The 14,899-nt window shown below is 58.0% G+C and carries 11 protein-coding genes and 1 pseudogene; 8 read left to right on the top strand and 4 right to left on the bottom strand.

The features are described 5' to 3' along the window. Positions 1–61: 61 nt before the first annotated feature. On the top strand, positions 62–1,588 hold the full coding sequence (locus AB5Z02_RS19215) for a fumarate hydratase (protein WP_005351759.1): 1,527 nt from the start codon (positions 62–64) through the stop codon (positions 1,586–1,588). 204 nt (positions 1,589–1,792) lie between these two features. Here AB5Z02_RS19215 and AB5Z02_RS19210 read toward each other — a convergent pair whose 3' ends face one another. Further along, the gene (locus tag AB5Z02_RS19210; RefSeq protein ID WP_005333203.1) at positions 1,793–2,371 is read right to left on the bottom strand and encodes an alkylphosphonate utilization protein; all 579 of its coding nucleotides are present in this window, start codon (positions 2,369–2,371) and stop codon (positions 1,793–1,795) included. Between the two features lie 184 nt (positions 2,372–2,555). On the opposite strand from AB5Z02_RS19210, the gene AB5Z02_RS19205 reads away from it, so the two are divergent. The 3 genes from AB5Z02_RS19205 to AB5Z02_RS19195 all read left to right on the top strand — a co-directional run bounded on the left by AB5Z02_RS19205 (position 2,556) and on the right by AB5Z02_RS19195 (position 6,754). Next, positions 2,556–3,776 carry a methyltransferase gene (locus AB5Z02_RS19205; RefSeq protein ID WP_368216691.1) on the top strand — a complete coding sequence of 407 codons (1,221 nt, stop codon included), beginning with the start codon at positions 2,556–2,558 and terminating at the stop codon, positions 3,774–3,776. Between the two features lie 307 nt (positions 3,777–4,083). Further along, on the top strand, positions 4,084–5,547 hold the full coding sequence (locus AB5Z02_RS19200) for a chitinase (RefSeq protein WP_231721342.1): 1,464 nt from the start codon (positions 4,084–4,086) through the stop codon (positions 5,545–5,547). A gap of 598 nt (positions 5,548–6,145) precedes the next feature. Beyond that, positions 6,146–6,754 carry a histidine phosphatase family protein gene (locus AB5Z02_RS19195; protein ID WP_368216690.1) on the top strand — a complete coding sequence of 203 codons (609 nt, stop codon included), beginning with the start codon at positions 6,146–6,148 and terminating at the stop codon, positions 6,752–6,754. A 129-nt stretch (positions 6,755–6,883) separates the two neighbouring features. On the opposite strand, the gene AB5Z02_RS19190 is transcribed toward AB5Z02_RS19195, so the two are convergent. Both AB5Z02_RS19190 and smrB read right to left on the bottom strand, forming a co-directional pair. Beyond that, entirely contained in the window at positions 6,884–8,179 is a 1,296-nt protein-coding gene (locus AB5Z02_RS19190) for a diguanylate cyclase (protein WP_368216689.1), read from the bottom strand. Positions 8,180–8,236: 57 nt separating this feature from the next. Beyond that, the gene (gene smrB, locus AB5Z02_RS19185; protein WP_235462222.1) at positions 8,237–8,761 is read right to left on the bottom strand and encodes an endonuclease SmrB; all 525 of its coding nucleotides are present in this window, start codon (positions 8,759–8,761) and stop codon (positions 8,237–8,239) included. 82 nt (positions 8,762–8,843) lie between these two features. On the opposite strand from smrB, the gene prmB reads away from it, so the two are divergent. Next, the gene (gene prmB / locus AB5Z02_RS19180) at positions 8,844–9,779 is read left to right on the top strand and encodes a 50S ribosomal protein L3 N(5)-glutamine methyltransferase (protein WP_058051987.1); all 936 of its coding nucleotides are present in this window, start codon (positions 8,844–8,846) and stop codon (positions 9,777–9,779) included. A gap of 12 nt (positions 9,780–9,791) precedes the next feature. After that, positions 9,792–10,880, top strand: a complete 1,089-nt coding sequence (gene aroC / locus AB5Z02_RS19175; protein ID WP_021230156.1) for a chorismate synthase — start codon at positions 9,792–9,794, stop codon at positions 10,878–10,880. Positions 10,881–10,991: 111 nt separating this feature from the next. Here aroC and AB5Z02_RS19170 read toward each other — a convergent pair whose 3' ends face one another. Then, entirely contained in the window at positions 10,992–11,822 is an 831-nt protein-coding gene (locus AB5Z02_RS19170; protein WP_058057659.1) for an ABC transporter substrate-binding protein, read from the bottom strand. Positions 11,823–12,170: 348 nt separating this feature from the next. On the opposite strand from AB5Z02_RS19170, the gene AB5Z02_RS19165 reads away from it, so the two are divergent. Both AB5Z02_RS19165 and AB5Z02_RS19160 read left to right on the top strand, forming a co-directional pair. Next, entirely contained in the window at positions 12,171–13,571 is a 1,401-nt protein-coding gene (locus tag AB5Z02_RS19165) for a DEAD/DEAH box helicase (RefSeq protein ID WP_368216688.1), read from the top strand. 133 nt (positions 13,572–13,704) lie between these two features. Next, positions 13,705–14,883: pseudogene (locus AB5Z02_RS19160) on the top strand (IS3 family transposase). Positions 14,884–14,899 lie beyond the last annotated feature (16 nt).

The following is a 14,899-nucleotide window of genomic DNA, read 5'->3' as shown; positions in this document are numbered from 1 at the left end:
GCCCATCATATGGAAGCCCTTGCCCTGCTCCGTGGCAGAGACAAGGACCAGTGAGGATGATATGAGCATTATAAAAAAACAGGATTTCATCGATTCTATCGCAGATGCCCTCCAGTACATCTCCTATTACCACCCGTTGGATTTTGTTCAGGCTGCCAAAGCGGCGTATGACCGTGAGGCCAACCCGGCCGCCAAAGATGCGCTGGCCCAGATCCTGATCAACTCCCGCATGTCCGCCGAAGGTCATCGTCCGCTCTGCCAGGACACCGGCATCGTGACCTGTTTCGTCAAGATTGGCATGCAAGTCCAGTGGGACAGCGACATGACGGTGCAGGAGATGGTGGACGAAGGGACCCGTCGTGCCTACACCAATCCTGACAACCCGCTGCGCGCCTCCGTGCTGGCCGATCCGGCCGGCAGTCGCAAAAACACCAAAGACAACGCCCCTGCCGTGGTCCATATCGACATGATCCCCGGCAACAAGGTGGAAGTGAGCATCGCGGCCAAAGGCGGCGGCTCCGAGAATAAATCCAAGATGGTGATGCTCAACCCCTCTGACGATATCGTCGAGTGGGTGCTGAAAACCGTGCCGACCATGGGCGCAGGCTGGTGCCCGCCCGGCATGCTGGGCATCGGCATCGGCGGTACCGCCGAGAAAGCGGCGGTGCTGGCCAAAGAGGCTCTGATGGAGCACATCGACATTCAGGAGCTGATCGCTCGTGGCCCGCAAACCACCGAAGAGAAGCTGCGGGTCGAGCTCTACGACAAGGTCAACAAGCTGGGGATCGGTGCCCAGGGTCTGGGCGGTCTGACTACCGTGCTGGATGTGAAGGTGAAATCTGCGCCGACTCACGCCGCTTCCAAGCCGGTGGTGATGATCCCCAACTGTGCCGCCACCCGCCACGTTCACTTCGAGCTGGATGGTTCAGGCCCTGCCGAACTGACGCCGCCGAAACTGAGTGACTGGCCGGAGATCACCCGTGAAGCGGGTGGCAACGTGCGCCGCGTCAACGTCGATGGCATCACCAAGGCCGAGCTGGCCAGCTGGAAGAGCGGTGATACCGTGCTGCTCTCCGGCAAGATCCTCACCGGTCGCGACGCCGCCCACAAGCGTATCGCCGACATGCTGAAAAATGGCGAAGGGCTGCCTGAAGGGGTCGATTTCACAAACCGCTTCATCTATTACGTTGGCCCGGTCGATGCGGTGCGTGACGAAGTAGTTGGCCCGGCAGGCCCCACCACCTCCACCCGGATGGACAAGTTCACCGACATGATGCTGGGTGAAACTGGCCTTATCGGCATGATCGGCAAATCCGAGCGTGGCCCGAAAACCGTCGAGAGTATCAAGCAGCACAAGGCTGTCTATCTGATGGCCGTCGGCGGCGCCGCTTATCTGGTGGCCAAGGCCATCAAGAAGGCGCGCGTGGTAGCTTTTGCCGATCTCGGCATGGAAGCGATCTACGAGTTTGAAGTGGAAGATATGCCGGTGACCGTGGCGGTCGACTCCGAAGGCAACAATATCCACGAAACCGGCCCGGCCTACTGGTCTGCCAAGATTGCCGAGCTGGACGGCAAACTCTCCTCCTGAGTGACCGTTTCCGCTGCCGGTTAACGGTATCGGCCATGTAAACAAGGCGCGTCCATCCGGATGCGCCTTGTTGCTTTGGCTGGCTTGTTATGGACTCAGGTTGGCCGTTTGCGGCAAGCGGGTATAAAAAAGGATGGCGTGACGCCATCCTTTTTCCGTTGTGCTTGTGCTCTGGCTGCAGACAGCAGAGCAATCGCCCTTGGCTTAGGCCTTTTTCAGGTAGGCAGCAACCAGTACGATCTGCACGCCGTTGACCTTGCCTTCGATATGAAGCGGGTTGTTGGTCAGACGGATGCCCTTGACCAGGGTACCGCGCTTGGCGGTGAAACCGGCGCCTTTCACATCCAGATCCTTGATCAGGGTGACGGAGTCGCCCTCTTGCAGCACGGCACCGTTGGAGTCAACGGTCGGTACGCTGTCGTCATCTTCGTCAGCAATACCAGCTTCAGCCCAAGCCTTGGCTTCGTCTTCCATGTACATCATGTCCAGCAGATCCTGAGCCCACACTTCACCCTTGCCGGAGAGAGCTTTGAGCTGGCGCCATGCCATCACCTGCACCGCAGGCACCTGGCTCCACATGCTGTCACTCAGGCAACGCCAGTGGTTGACCACCAGGGTATCCGGTTGTTCCAGCTGACCACGGCAGGTGTCACAGATAGCAACGCTGTGATCATCGTCGCTGGCGGGGGAGTGAGGCACCACGAAGGCGGTCAGCGCCTGCTCGGCGCTGCACAGTTCACACTTGGCGCCCGCGCGCGCTTGCAGAATGGCGTTGATGGTCATGTTGTTGGTCCCATAGCTAGTGGTAAAGCGACCCGCGTTGGACGGGGCGCGTGAAAGAGGGGGCGGAATATAGCATAAAACCCCGTACTTTGTCAGGTCTGCCCTGGGTCACAGGGTTGGTGGTGCTGTTGCGCGGCGCTGATCGTCAGGTATTGAGAGTGCAATTTGAAGCGGGATCGCTAGAATGAGCCTCCTTTTTGACTGCAAGGCAGGGGCATTCGTGCTGGCTCAACGTTTTCAACAACTGGATCGACTGCTCACCCGCTACCGACGCTGGTGGCAATATCAGCCATATCATCATTTGACCATAGCCTTTGCCGATGAGGCGCCCGAACTGGCGGCGTTGTTCAATGGGCTGACGCTCGGCCAGTTGGCAGAGCTCGATGCGGATATGGATGCCCTCAGCAGTCTGCTTGCCCCCTGGATTGCCGAGGGAGCCGAGCTGCAGCAACTCAGTCAGCTTGCCCCGTTTACCCCTGAGCCCATCACCTGCAGCAAGGAGATGGCACTGCATATGCCGGGACGCAAGCAGGCCCAGATCGAGTCGTTCACCGCCTGTCTGCCTGCCCATCAGGGCCCTTATCTGGAGTGGTGTGCCGGCAAGGGGCATCTTGGGCGGCTGGTGTCACTTCATCGACAGGCTCCTATCCTCAGTCTGGAGTTGCAAGAGCAGCTTTGTGACGAAGGTCGGCTGCTGGCCGAGCGGGATGGCGCCAATATGACTTTTACCTGCGCCGATGCCTTTGCCCCCGAATCGGCGGCGCTGATCGCCCCCGAACATCACGCTATGGCACTCCATGCCTGCGGCGAGCTGCACACCCATCTGCTGGAGCGGGTGGCCGAGCGCAGTGCCAGCGGCGTGACCATCTCTCCCTGTTGTTATCACCTGATCCGCAGCAGCCACTATCGCCCGCTGTCGGCGGCGGCCAACGCCAGCGAGCTGGTGTTGAGCAAGGCGGATCTCAAGTTGCCGCTACAGGAGACGGTGACTGGCGGTGCGCGGATCGCCCGCCTGCGCGAGCAGGAAGTGGTGTGGCGGCTCGGGTTTGACTGCCTGCAGCGTCAGGTGCGCGGTGTGGATGAGTATCTGCCGGTGCCCAATATGCAAAAGAGCCTGTTGACCGGCACGTTTGAGGCATTCTGCGTTTGGGCTTCAGAGCGCAAAGGGATTGTGCTGCCAGCTGGGCTCGACTATTCCGCCTGGCTGGAACACGGAGAGCGCCGCTTTGGTGATGTCGCCCGCATGGAGCTGGTGCGTCATTTATTTCGCCGTCCCCTTGAGATCTGGCTGGCGCTGGATCGCGCGCTCTTTTTGCAAGAGCAGGGCTATCGGGTCGAAGTGGGGGAGTTCTGTGCCAAACCCATGACCCCGCGCAATATCCTGATCCGTGCCGTGCGTGCCTGACATCCGGCTATTTTGAGCATTTTTCTTGAACATTCATGATGGCTGACAGGTTGAGCCTGTCAGCCATTTTTTTCATCACGAACAATGACCGTATGGCAGGCCACCTGGCCGTCTCGACTGTTTTAAAAATGGGCGACAGATCACGCTTTGGCGTTTTCGTTTGGGTTCTTTTTCTTTGTTTCAGCTGCACTGAATATCACAAGGTGAAATGGCTCACAAATTCTGCTCATTTCTTAATTCTCATCGTGAATTTAGTTGTTGAAACACCTACTCTTGGAACGCATTAATTCAAACAAGGACGATAAATATGTTCAAACCCAAGCGTTGTGCCTGGCTAATCGCTGCCGCCTGCGCATTGCCAAGCTATGCCGCAATGAGTGCAGCCATGAATATTCAACCCGATCCGCAAAATGCGGGAGGATATGTGATTGCGGCCCCGGATCTGGCAGCCATGGAAAAAGCCAAGACGGCAAATCCCATGTATGCCATATGGGCCAAGGCATTGGCCACCCGGTCAAATAAAATCGTTGATGCCATTGAACCGGGTCTGGCAAGCAATCCTGACAACGTAAAACGGGTTGAACGGGTATTTCCCCAATCTGAATGGGAATATTTAACCCAGATGGCAGCGCCGGAATATACTTATGTCCGCTTCTTGCGAGCCATCGGTAAATTCCCTGCGTTCTGTGGCGAATATACTGACGGGCGTGATTCTGATGCGATCTGTAAAAAATCCATCGTGACCGCCTTTGCCCACTTCTCTCAGGAGACCGGTGGCCATATTGCCAAGGAGAACATTTCCGATAACCCGCTGGGGCTGGAGGAGTGGCAACAGGCACTGGTGCATGTGCGGGAGATGGGCTGGTCAGAGGGACAGACCGGCTACACCACAGGCTGCGGCCAGAACGACTGGCAGAACAAGAAGTGGCCTTGCAGCACGGGTCAGGGGTATTTCGGCCGCGGCGCCAAGCAGCTTTCTTACCACTTCAACTACGGCGCCTTCTCCGAGGCGATGTTTGATGGCGATGCCTCCGTGCTGCTCAACAACCCGGGGCTGGTGGCGGACTCCTGGCTTAACCTCGCTTCTGCCATCTGGTTTTTCCTCACCCCGCAGGCCCCGAAACCGGCCATGTTGCACGTGATTGATCGCACCTGGGTACCCTCCAAACGGGAAGCTGACGCTGGTATCGGCTATGGTTTTGGCACCACCATCAACGTCATCAACGGCGGCATCGAGTGTGGCGAGCAGAACAAGGACAAGGGGCAGCCGGTCAATCGTATCCGCTACTGGGAAGGGCTGGCCAACCACTACCAGATCCCGATCAAGGCGGATGAGAAGAACACCTGCTGGCAGCAGACTCCCTATGGCAGCCTCAATCTCAACGGTGCTACCGACGTGCTCTACACCAACTGGGATGGCAACTGGAAGTACTATCCGGATCGCCCGGGCGGTTACTCCTTCGAGTGCGAGCTGGTGGGCTTTCAGACCGCTTATTCTGCGTTGGTGCCGGGTGATTACGAGAAGTGCGTGACCAACTTCTACGGCTCCCACGCCAACTGGCCGAAAGTGCGGGTCGTGGACAAACTGACTCCACCGCCGGTCGATCCGAGTGAACCCCCCATCGGTGGCAACCCGGCCTGGGAAGCGACCAAGGTCTACATCGCTGGCAGCAAGGTGAGCTACAAGGGCGCCGTCTATCAGGCCAAATGGTGGACGCAAGGGGATGATCCCGCCAAAGGTGGCCCTTGGGTGTTGGTGACAACCCAATAAAAGAGATAGTCCATCCATTGATTGATAAGGAAAGGGGGCTTGGCCCCCTTTTTATATATTTTTATGGTATGAGATAATATGTGGCAGTGATTAAAAAGAGAACCATCAATCTGGAGGGGTAGCTGTATTTTTAGGCCAACTTTTATTTCCTGCTTAAAGTGATGTAAACGGCCTATATCAAATTTATTGATGGCTGGATTTAATGTTTTAATCTTGCTGCTCAGTAATATTAAAAAGCGTTGAGTGATGTTTTGCTAAACGATGGGTTCGAAGAGCACACCCATGGCGCCATCCTTCTCTTATTTAGGATGAGGATGTTTATTCTTCCCATCTATCAACTCATGGCATCACTCGGCTCGCTATTTATTTCACAGAGTGAGAAATGAAAATATTGGATGTAAAATTCATGTGTATCTATTTGTTTACGGATGAGCGTGCGTAGTTCAGCAGATTATTTTCACTGGGAGCGAGGTAATCTTGCTCGATTTAAAATAATTGTTGAGGTGCGCAGATGAATGGGGATTTTCGTCTCGTTATCCGAATGGGAAGTCGCATGCGGTTTAATCACTAAGCAGATAGCAGGAAAGAGGAGTGCACCATGGAACTGGTGGTTATCCGCCATGCAGAGACGCAGGCCAATGCGGAAGGGCGCTATCAAGGCGCGCTGGATATCGGGCTCAATGACGATGGCGTGCGCCAGATCTCTTGTCTGGCTGAGAAGGTAGCTGTGACAGAGCAGCCGTTCGATCGGTTGCTGGCATCCCCTCTGCTTCGAACAAGGGAGAGCGCTGCCATCTTGTCTCGTCAGTTGGGATTGCCTGTGGAACTTGTGCCTGCCTTTTGTGAGCGGGATGTCGGCCTGTTTGAAGGGCTAACGCAGGTAGAGGCAAGAACACGCTATCCCGAACTGTGGGCGCGCAATATCACTCGGTGCTGGGCTGAAGCTCCTCCCGGTGGTGAAACCATTGATGAGGTGATTGCCCGGGTCTCGCAGGGACTCACGGAACTTGCTTCGACCATGCAAGGGGAGCGGGTATTGCTGGTGGCGCTCGGTGTGGTCGCCAAGGTGATCCGCGCTGTAACGATGGCCGGTTTTGATGACTTCTTCGAGTGGCAATTGCCCAACGGCGGCATGCTGTCGGTGAGGCTCTCTCTGGCTGATGACGGCCCACTGCGCTTTAGCCGTCCCCTTGATGGTGGTGATTGAAGAGTGCACCAAAAACAGGACGAAAAAAGCGCTACCGAAGAGAGTAGCGCTGCTTTTTGTGTACGTTGCGGTTGGCTATCTCTGCAGGCACAGGTTAGCAGTGTCATCAGAGGGCAGGGGCGTGCGCCATCAGGTCGGCTCTTGCTCCTCTTTGCGGCAGCAGTTGCGCCCCTGTTTCTTGGCCATATAGAGGGCGGTGTCGGCCCGTCTGACCATCTTCTCCACACTGTCGAGGGGGCCCTTGCTGGCGCTGATCCCGATGCTGATGGTGAGTGAGACCTCAAGCGCTCCGGATAGCGCATGGCGGGCCGACTCCACCGCCAGTCTGATCCGCTCGGCGCTGGCCCAGGCCAGCTCCAGCGAGGTCTCCGGCAGCAGCACGATAAACTCCTCGCCGCCCCAGCGTCCCAGCATGTCCACCTCGCGCAGCTCTTTGCCGATCCGGTTGACCAAACTCAGGATCGCCTGATCCCCCTGCTGGTGGCCAAAGTTGTCGTTGACCTCCTTGAAGTGATCGATGTCGATCAGCAGCAGGCTCATGGTGTGACCAAAGCGCTGGCAGCGTTGTATCTCGGCGTTGACCAGCTCATCGAAACGGCGCCGGTTGGCAATACCGGTCAGGGGATCCGTGGTGGCGGCGACCTTCAACTCCTCCACCAGTCGGGCTCGCTCAGAGATATCCCGCAAGATGGCGGTCATCTCGGTGGTCGGGCCCAGATTGATCTTGGCGATGGTCACCTCCAGCGGAAATTCGCTGCCGTCTCGGCGCAGACCCATCACCGAGGCGCGGGCATGCATCGGGCGCGAATTGATGGGGGAGCTGCTGAAGGCTTTGAAATAGGTTTCGTGATTGGCGCGAAAACGCTGTGGCAGCAGGGTTTCCAGCCGCTTGCCGAGATAGCTCTCGTCGATCCCGAACATTTCGCAGGCGGCGGTATTGATAAGCTCGATGCGCGATTCGCTGCTGACACTGATGATGCCGTCATAGGCGGAGTTGACCACTGCCTCGAAGCGACGGCGACTGGTGGTGAGCGCCTCTTCCAGCTGCATCCTGGCGGTGATATCGATGGCGGTGACGATGATCCGGTTGATCCGTGCCTGCTCGGGAATGATGGGGGAGAGAATAAAGCGCCACCAACTGGTACGCGACAGGCTGTCGATGGGCAGCTCGCTCTCGAGCCCGGTCTGCATGCGCACACATTCGTGCATTGGCGGCTCGATGGTATTGGTGATGTAGCGGGGAAACATCTCGCTCAACTGTTTGCCAATGCTGCCAAGGACATCCAGCTCAAACGCCTTGGCAAAGGTATCGTTGGCAGAGACCAGCACAAAGTGATCATCCTTGTCGAGGCTGAACACCGCCACGGCTGCGCCGATGGCGTCGAGAGATGACTTTATGTCGGCATGGGAACCCTGTGTAAACATGCGACCTCCACGGCGAATAACATATTGATATTCAGTATAGTGTGGTCGTTTGGCTAACTACTCTTCGATATCCAGCAACACCAGAATGGCGCTGTCGCCACCCCATTCGCGGGGGGCCTGATGGAAGGCGCGCACATTGGGGTGCTGGGCCAGCCAGCTGGGAATGCGCTGCTTGAGAATATGTTTGCCGATGCCGTGCATCACCGAGGCGACGTGAATGTTCTCTTTCTGGCAGAGGGTGAGCAGGGCGGCCAGCTCCTGTTTTGCCTGCTGCTGGTTCATGCCGTGCAGATCCAGGTAGATCTCCGGCGGATAAATGCCCCGCTTGAGCTTTTTCAGCTCAAATTTTGACACATCTTCCCGCACGTAACGGGTCGGCCCATCATCGTCGAGATGGGGCTGATACTCATCGCTGAAATAGTGGTCAACCCCAAGCTTTTCGCGGGTTTCGCGCAATTCGCGTTTCTGCTTGACCGGGCGTAACTCGGCCCTTATGGTATCTTGCTTGATTTTCCGGGTACCTTTTATCGCATCGCGGAACAGCAGGGTTTCCTCTTCTGTCGGTGAGGGCGTTTTTTTCATCAGATGCTCATGTATTAGGTATGCGTCTTGCCCGCAACGTAAACGGGGCTCGGGCCGGATATTACTCGACTTGGAGGTGGATTTGGACAAGATATTTATCGATGAGGTGGTTGCCGAGATGCACACCATCCAGGACATGTTGCGTTGGGCCATGAGTCGTTTCAACGACGCCGGGATTTTTTACGGTCATGGAACCGACAACGCCTGGGATGAAGCTGTGCAGCTGGTACTGCCCGCGTTACATCTGCCACCGGATGTAGACCCGGCCATGCGCCACTCCCGTCTGACCAGCAGCGAGCGTCACCGCATCGCCGAGCTGATTATCCGCCGCGTACAGGAGCGGGTACCGGCCGCCTATCTGACCAACAAGGCCTGGTATGCCGGTTGGGAGTTCTACGTGGACGAGCGGGTGCTCATTCCCCGTTCCCCCATTGCCGAGATGGTGGCCAACCGTTTTGCACCCTTCCTCAAACATGAACCGACCCGGATCATGGACTTGTGCACCGGCTCCGGCTGTATCGCCATCATCATGGCCCACGAGTTCCCTGAAGCGGAAGTGGATGCCATCGACATCAGCGTCGATGCCCTGAATGTGGCCGAGCGCAACATCAACGATCACGGGCTGGAGCAGCAGGTTATCCCGATCCGCTCCGATTTGTTCCGCGATCTGCCGGCGGGCGACAAGTACGATCTCATCGTCTCCAACCCGCCCTATGTGGACTCCGAAGATATGTCGGATCTGCCGGACGAGTTCCGTCACGAACCCGAACTGGCGCTGGCGTCCGGCTCCGATGGTCTCAAACTGACCAAGCGTCTGCTGGCCCATGCGGCAGATTTCCTCAAGGATAACGGCGTGCTGGTGGTCGAAGTGGGCAACAGCATGATCCATCTGGAAGCCCAGTTCCCCGAGATCCCCTTTACCTGGGTTGAATTCGAAAACGGCGGCCACGGCGTCTTTGTGATGACCCGTGACGAGCTGGTGCAGTATCAGGATCATTTCGCCATCTACAAGAACTAAGCAGGAGCGCGCATGGCAGGGAACAGTTTTGGTCAACTCTTTCGGGTCACCACCTTTGGCGAGAGCCACGGCCTGGCGCTGGGCGCCGTGGTCGATGGTTGCCCGCCTGGGCTGGAGATCAGCGAGGCGGATCTGCAGGGGGATCTGGATCGGCGCAAGCCGGGCACTTCCCGCTACACCACGCCGCGCCGTGAGCCGGACGAGGTGAAGATCCTCTCCGGGGTGTTTGAAGGCAAGACCACCGGCACTTCCATCGGGCTGCTCATCGAGAACACCGATCAGCGCTCCAAGGATTACTCCGACATCAAGGATCTGTTCCGGCCGGGTCACGCTGACTACACCTACCACCAGAAGTATGGTCAGCGGGACTATCGCGGTGGTGGTCGCTCCTCTGCCCGTGAGACTGCGATGCGGGTAGCGGCGGGGGCGATCGCCAAGAAGTACCTGAAACAGGTGCATGGCATCGAGATCACCGGTTTTCTCTCCCAACTCGGCCCCATCAAGGCCGAGGCATTCGACGCGGCGCAGATTGAGCAGAATCCCTTCTTCTTCCCCGATGCGGGCAAGCTGGAAGAGCTCGATCAATACATGCGTGACCTGAAAAAAGAGGGCAACAGTATTGGTGCCAAGGTGCAGGTCATTGCGCGCAATGTGCCGGTGGGCCTGGGTGAGCCGGTGTTTGATCGTCTCGACGCCGACATTGCCCATGCCATGATGGGCATCAATGCGGTGAAAGGGGTGGAGATCGGTGACGGCTTTGCGGTAGTGGAGCAAAAAGGCTCCGAGCATCGCGACGAGATGACCCCGGCGGGCTTTGCCAGCAACCATGCGGGCGGCATTCTGGGTGGGATCTCGTCGGGTCAGGATATCGTGGTGAGCATGGCGCTCAAGCCCACCTCCAGCATCACTGTGCCAGGCAAGACCATCAATACCGAAGGCGAGGCTATCGAGATGATCACCAAGGGTCGTCACGATCCTTGTGTCGGCATTCGCGCTGTGCCCATCGCCGAAGCCATGCTGGCGCTGGTGTTGATGGATCACCTGCTGCGCCATCGCGCCCAGAACCAGGGGGTGTTGACCCATACCCCGCAGCTGCGCTGATCGCTGTTGCTGCACATCGACTGATCGCACCCTGTTCGGGGAACAAGTTCGACAATACCAAAAAGGCGACCTTCGGGTCGCCTTTGCTATTTCAGGTGGCGGCTTATCCCGTCAATGCTTGCGGAGGGTGCGGGTCAGCAGATCCGCGGCGCCCGGATCGGCATTGAGGCGACACCTGGGGGGCGAGAACTTGTTGTGGGGTTTGGGCAAGGCATGAATGGCCTCGTTGACTTTGAGGATCTGTTCTTCGCTCACGCTGTTTTTGGCAAACATCAAGCTGACCGGCTGGTGGTGTAGCAACAGTTGGCAGCTGATAAACTCTTCGGCCCCCAGCTGGGCCAGCCGGTAGCGAGCATATTGCCACTCCATGATGATGCCATCGAGGCGGCGAGCCAGCAGCAGATCGATCATCCGCTCATCGGCGTTGTATTCAGTCGCCATTTTAAGTGCCGGGCAGCTATCCATCTGATGCATGGGGCGGGTGCCGCGCAACTTGCCTATCTTGAGCCCTTTCTCGTTGCACAACGCGGACAGATTATCGAGCTGCGCCCAACGATCCTGATGGCCCGGGATAGGGTCATTGCTCAGCAGCACATAGGCACTCTGACGGTAGGGGGTCGAGAAGCGGGCATAGCTCTGGCGCTCCGGCAGGGGGAGTGCGGCCATCGCCACATCCAGCTGATCGTGTTCTACCAGATGCAGTGCCCGCGCCCAGGGAAGTTCGCGAAACTTGGGGGCAAAGCCAGCCTGGGTGAGGATCTGGCGGGTCAGGCTGACATCCAGCCCATCCAGCTCACCCCGGTTGTTGATTTGGCTAAAGGGGGGCCAGTGACTCCAGGCCACGGTCAGGGTCTGACTGGCCTGCAGTGCAGGGCTTAGCAGCAGAAGCAGCAGGCCAATCCTTGCCTGCCAGCTGCCGCGGGGACGATATGGCGTGGTCATAGCTAAACCTCGTTATTGTGTTCTTCTATCCCGTGCTTTTGCCCCGCGAGTCATGCCTGCGAGAGCAGATATTGTGTTGCCAGTTAATAGTGTGGTGCGTGCGACATCAATCAACGGGATTATTCGGGGGGCAGGAAGGGGATTTTCTGTTCGTGCTGGGAGGAGCATCACATTTTTCTCGTTTATCCCGGACAACTCCGTTAGACTGCGCCTCTATTCTTTCCCCTTTGCTCTGCTCCCCGGGGAAATCGTTGTTTTCTCAATAGGCCCAGATCTTGTGAGATGGCATCGGCTCAGCAGAGGAGCCCCACCACAAATCCCCGGCGCCCCTATCTCTAGCAGGTAATTATGAGTTTTACTTCCCTCGGTCTGGCCGAACCCTTGTTGCGTGCCGTTGCCGAACAAGGCTACGACACCCCGTCTCCCATTCAGCAGCAAGCGATCCCCGCCGTTCTGGCTGGCCGCGATCTGATGGCGGCGGCCCAAACAGGGACCGGCAAGACCGCAGGCTTTACCCTGCCGATGCTGCAACGTCTGATGGAGAGCAAGCGCAAGGTTTCTCCGAACCGCATTCGTGCGCTGGTGCTGACCCCGACTCGCGAGCTGGCCGCCCAGGTGGGCGAGAGCGTGCGTAACTACGGCAAACACCTGCCGATGCGCAGCCACGTCGTGTTCGGCGGCGTCAGCATCAATCCGCAGATGATGGCGACTCGCCGTGGTCTGGACGTGCTGGTGGCCTGTCCCGGCCGTCTGATGGATCTTTACAACCAGAACGCCGTCAAGTTCGACGAAGTGGAGATCCTGGTACTGGACGAAGCGGATCGCATGCTCGACATGGGCTTTATCCGCGACATCCGCCGTATCCTGGCTCTGATGCCGAAGAAGCGTCAGAACCTGCTCTTCTCCGCCACCTTTGCCGACGAGATCCGCGAACTGGCCACCGGTCTGCTGGATAACCCGGCGGTGATCGAAGTGGCCCCGCGTAACAGTACTGCCGAGCGTATCGAGCAGCTGGTGCATCCGTGCGACAAGGCCAACAAGATCGCGCTGCTGAGTCATCTGGTCACCAGCAACAACTGGCAGCAGGTACTGGTGTTCACCCGTACTAAGCACATGGCCAACCGTGTTGCCGAGACTCTCGACAAGAACGGCGTCAGCGCCGCCGCCATCCACGGCAACAAGAGCCAGGGTGCCCGTACTCGTGCGCTGGCCGGCTTCAAGGATGGTAGCGTCAAGGTGCTGGTGGCGACCGACATCGCCGCCCGTGGTCTGGACATCGACAAGCTGCCGCAAGTGGTCAACTTCGAGTTGCCGAACGTGGCGGAAGATTACGTTCACCGCATCGGTCGTACCGGCCGTGCTGGCGCCGCCGGTCATGCCATCTCCCTGGTTGCTGCCGATGAAGGCAAGCTCATCAAGGCCATCGAGCGACTGACCAAGCAGAACATCCCGTGCGAGCAGGTGGCTGGTTTTGAAGCCTCCCGCGAGACCTTGGACAACATCGCCCGTGGTATTGGCGCGCCGCTGCGCAAAGAGCCCCGTGATCCGAGCGAGCAGCGCCGTGCGCCGCGTCCGCAAGGGCAAGGCCAGCGTCAGGGGGCCGGTCGTTCGGCCGCCAATGGCAATGCGGGTGGTGCCCGTACCGGTAACGGTGGCAAGCCCAAGCCGCAAGGTGGTCAGCGTCCGGCTGATGGCGCTGGCAAACCGGCTCAGGCCCGTCGTCCACGTCGCTCTACCCACAACCAGTAAGCGGCTCGGGAGCTTGACTCCCCAGCTATGCGGTTGACTGAAAAGCCCTGCCAATCTGGCAGGGCTTTTTGTTTTTTCAGTGTCCCGTCCTGAATATGGTTTACACCTTTCCCCCCAATAAATGGAGAACCCGATGGGACAAGGTGTGAAACGGACACAGCGCGATTACTCGCTGACTTTTAAACTGGCACTGGTCGAGCAGATTGAAAAAGGCGAGCTCACCTACAAACAGGCTCAGGTGCGTTATGGCATTCAGGGCCGCTCCACTGTTCTGGTATGGTTGCGTAAACATGGTCGGCAAGATTGGAGCCAGGGGGCTTCTGTGCGCGCCGGCAGGAGCATCACCATGCCTGACCCCGACAACCAGACGCCCGAACAGCGCATCAAGGAACTCGAGCAGCAGCTGGCGCTGATGAGCCAGAAGGCCCAGTTCTTTGAGGCCGTCGTCGATGTACTGAAGAATGACTACGGCGTCTCCATCGTAAAAAAGCGACCCGGCAAGTCCTCTCGCAGCGGCAAGTCGAGAGGCTGACCATCGTCAGGGCTTGCCTGTTTCTGGGGATAAGCCGGCAGGCTTACTACAAGCGCAATCGGGTCGCCGACGAGCGCCATGCACTGGGATTGCAGGTGGTGCGTTTTGTGCGTCAGGTTCGACTGCGACAACCGCGGGTCGGCATCCGCAAGCTGCATTATCTGCTGCAGGGTCAGGATGATGACGGGCTCATAGTCGGGCGGGACAGGCTGTTTCAGATATTGGCCGAGCACCGCCTGCTGGTGCAGCCCAGACGGGCGTATCACAAGACCACCCACAGTTTTCACCGTTTCTACCGTCATCCCAACTTGCTCAAGGCGGGGCCAGAGCAGGTCACACCGGTGGCCCCGGAGCAGGCCGCTATACCTGAGCCTGGTGACGGATGCGTACTCACGCAAGATAGTGGGCCACCACGTACACGAAGGAATGCACGCGGAGTCGGTGGCGATGGCGTTCAAGAAAGCACTGAAGCAACGGCGTGGCGGCGGTGAACTCATCCATCACTCGGACCGCGGCGTGCAGTATTGCTCGGTGCTGTATCAGTCATTACATGAACGGTACGAGGTGAAATGCTCGATGACGGATGGGTATGACTGTTACCAGAATGCGTTCGCGGAGCGGGTGAACGGGATTTTGAAAGGAGAGTTATTGTTGCAAAGCCCGCAGGATTTGACGCAAGCGCGGGAAATGGTGCGTGAAGCAGTGGATATTTACAACGCGGAGCGGCCGCATCATGCGTTGAAATACAGAACCCCCGATGCGGTACATAGGGGGTTCTGAGTAGAGAAATGCTAGT

Source organism: Aeromonas sp. R2-3 (assembly GCF_040908375.1).
Taxonomy (GTDB): domain Bacteria; phylum Pseudomonadota; class Gammaproteobacteria; order Enterobacterales; family Aeromonadaceae; genus Aeromonas; species Aeromonas veronii.
The sequence above is the reverse complement of the archived record's forward strand: the minus strand, read 5'-3'. Positions and strand labels throughout refer to the sequence as shown.

What these genes read in the sequence shown, in the direction of transcription:
- AB5Z02_RS19215 (WP_005351759.1), top strand. Translation starts at nt 62, where the DNA reads ATGAGCATTATAAAAAAACAGGATTTCATCGATTCTATCGCAGATGCC.
- AB5Z02_RS19210 (WP_005333203.1), bottom strand. Translation starts at nt 2,371, where the DNA reads ATGACCATCAACGCCATTCTGCAAGCGCGCGCGGGCGCCAAGTGTGAA.
- AB5Z02_RS19205 (WP_368216691.1), top strand. Translation starts at nt 2,556, where the DNA reads ATGAGCCTCCTTTTTGACTGCAAGGCAGGGGCATTCGTGCTGGCTCAA.
- AB5Z02_RS19200 (WP_231721342.1), top strand. Translation starts at nt 4,084, where the DNA reads ATGTTCAAACCCAAGCGTTGTGCCTGGCTAATCGCTGCCGCCTGCGCA.
- AB5Z02_RS19195 (WP_368216690.1), top strand. Translation starts at nt 6,146, where the DNA reads ATGGAACTGGTGGTTATCCGCCATGCAGAGACGCAGGCCAATGCGGAA.
- AB5Z02_RS19190 (WP_368216689.1), bottom strand. Translation starts at nt 8,179, where the DNA reads ATGTTTACACAGGGTTCCCATGCCGACATAAAGTCATCTCTCGACGCC.
- smrB (WP_235462222.1), bottom strand. Translation starts at nt 8,761, where the DNA reads ATGAAAAAAACGCCCTCACCGACAGAAGAGGAAACCCTGCTGTTCCGC.
- aroC (WP_021230156.1), top strand. Translation starts at nt 9,792, where the DNA reads ATGGCAGGGAACAGTTTTGGTCAACTCTTTCGGGTCACCACCTTTGGC.
- AB5Z02_RS19170 (WP_058057659.1), bottom strand. Translation starts at nt 11,822, where the DNA reads ATGACCACGCCATATCGTCCCCGCGGCAGCTGGCAGGCAAGGATTGGC.
- AB5Z02_RS19165 (WP_368216688.1), top strand. Translation starts at nt 12,171, where the DNA reads ATGAGTTTTACTTCCCTCGGTCTGGCCGAACCCTTGTTGCGTGCCGTT.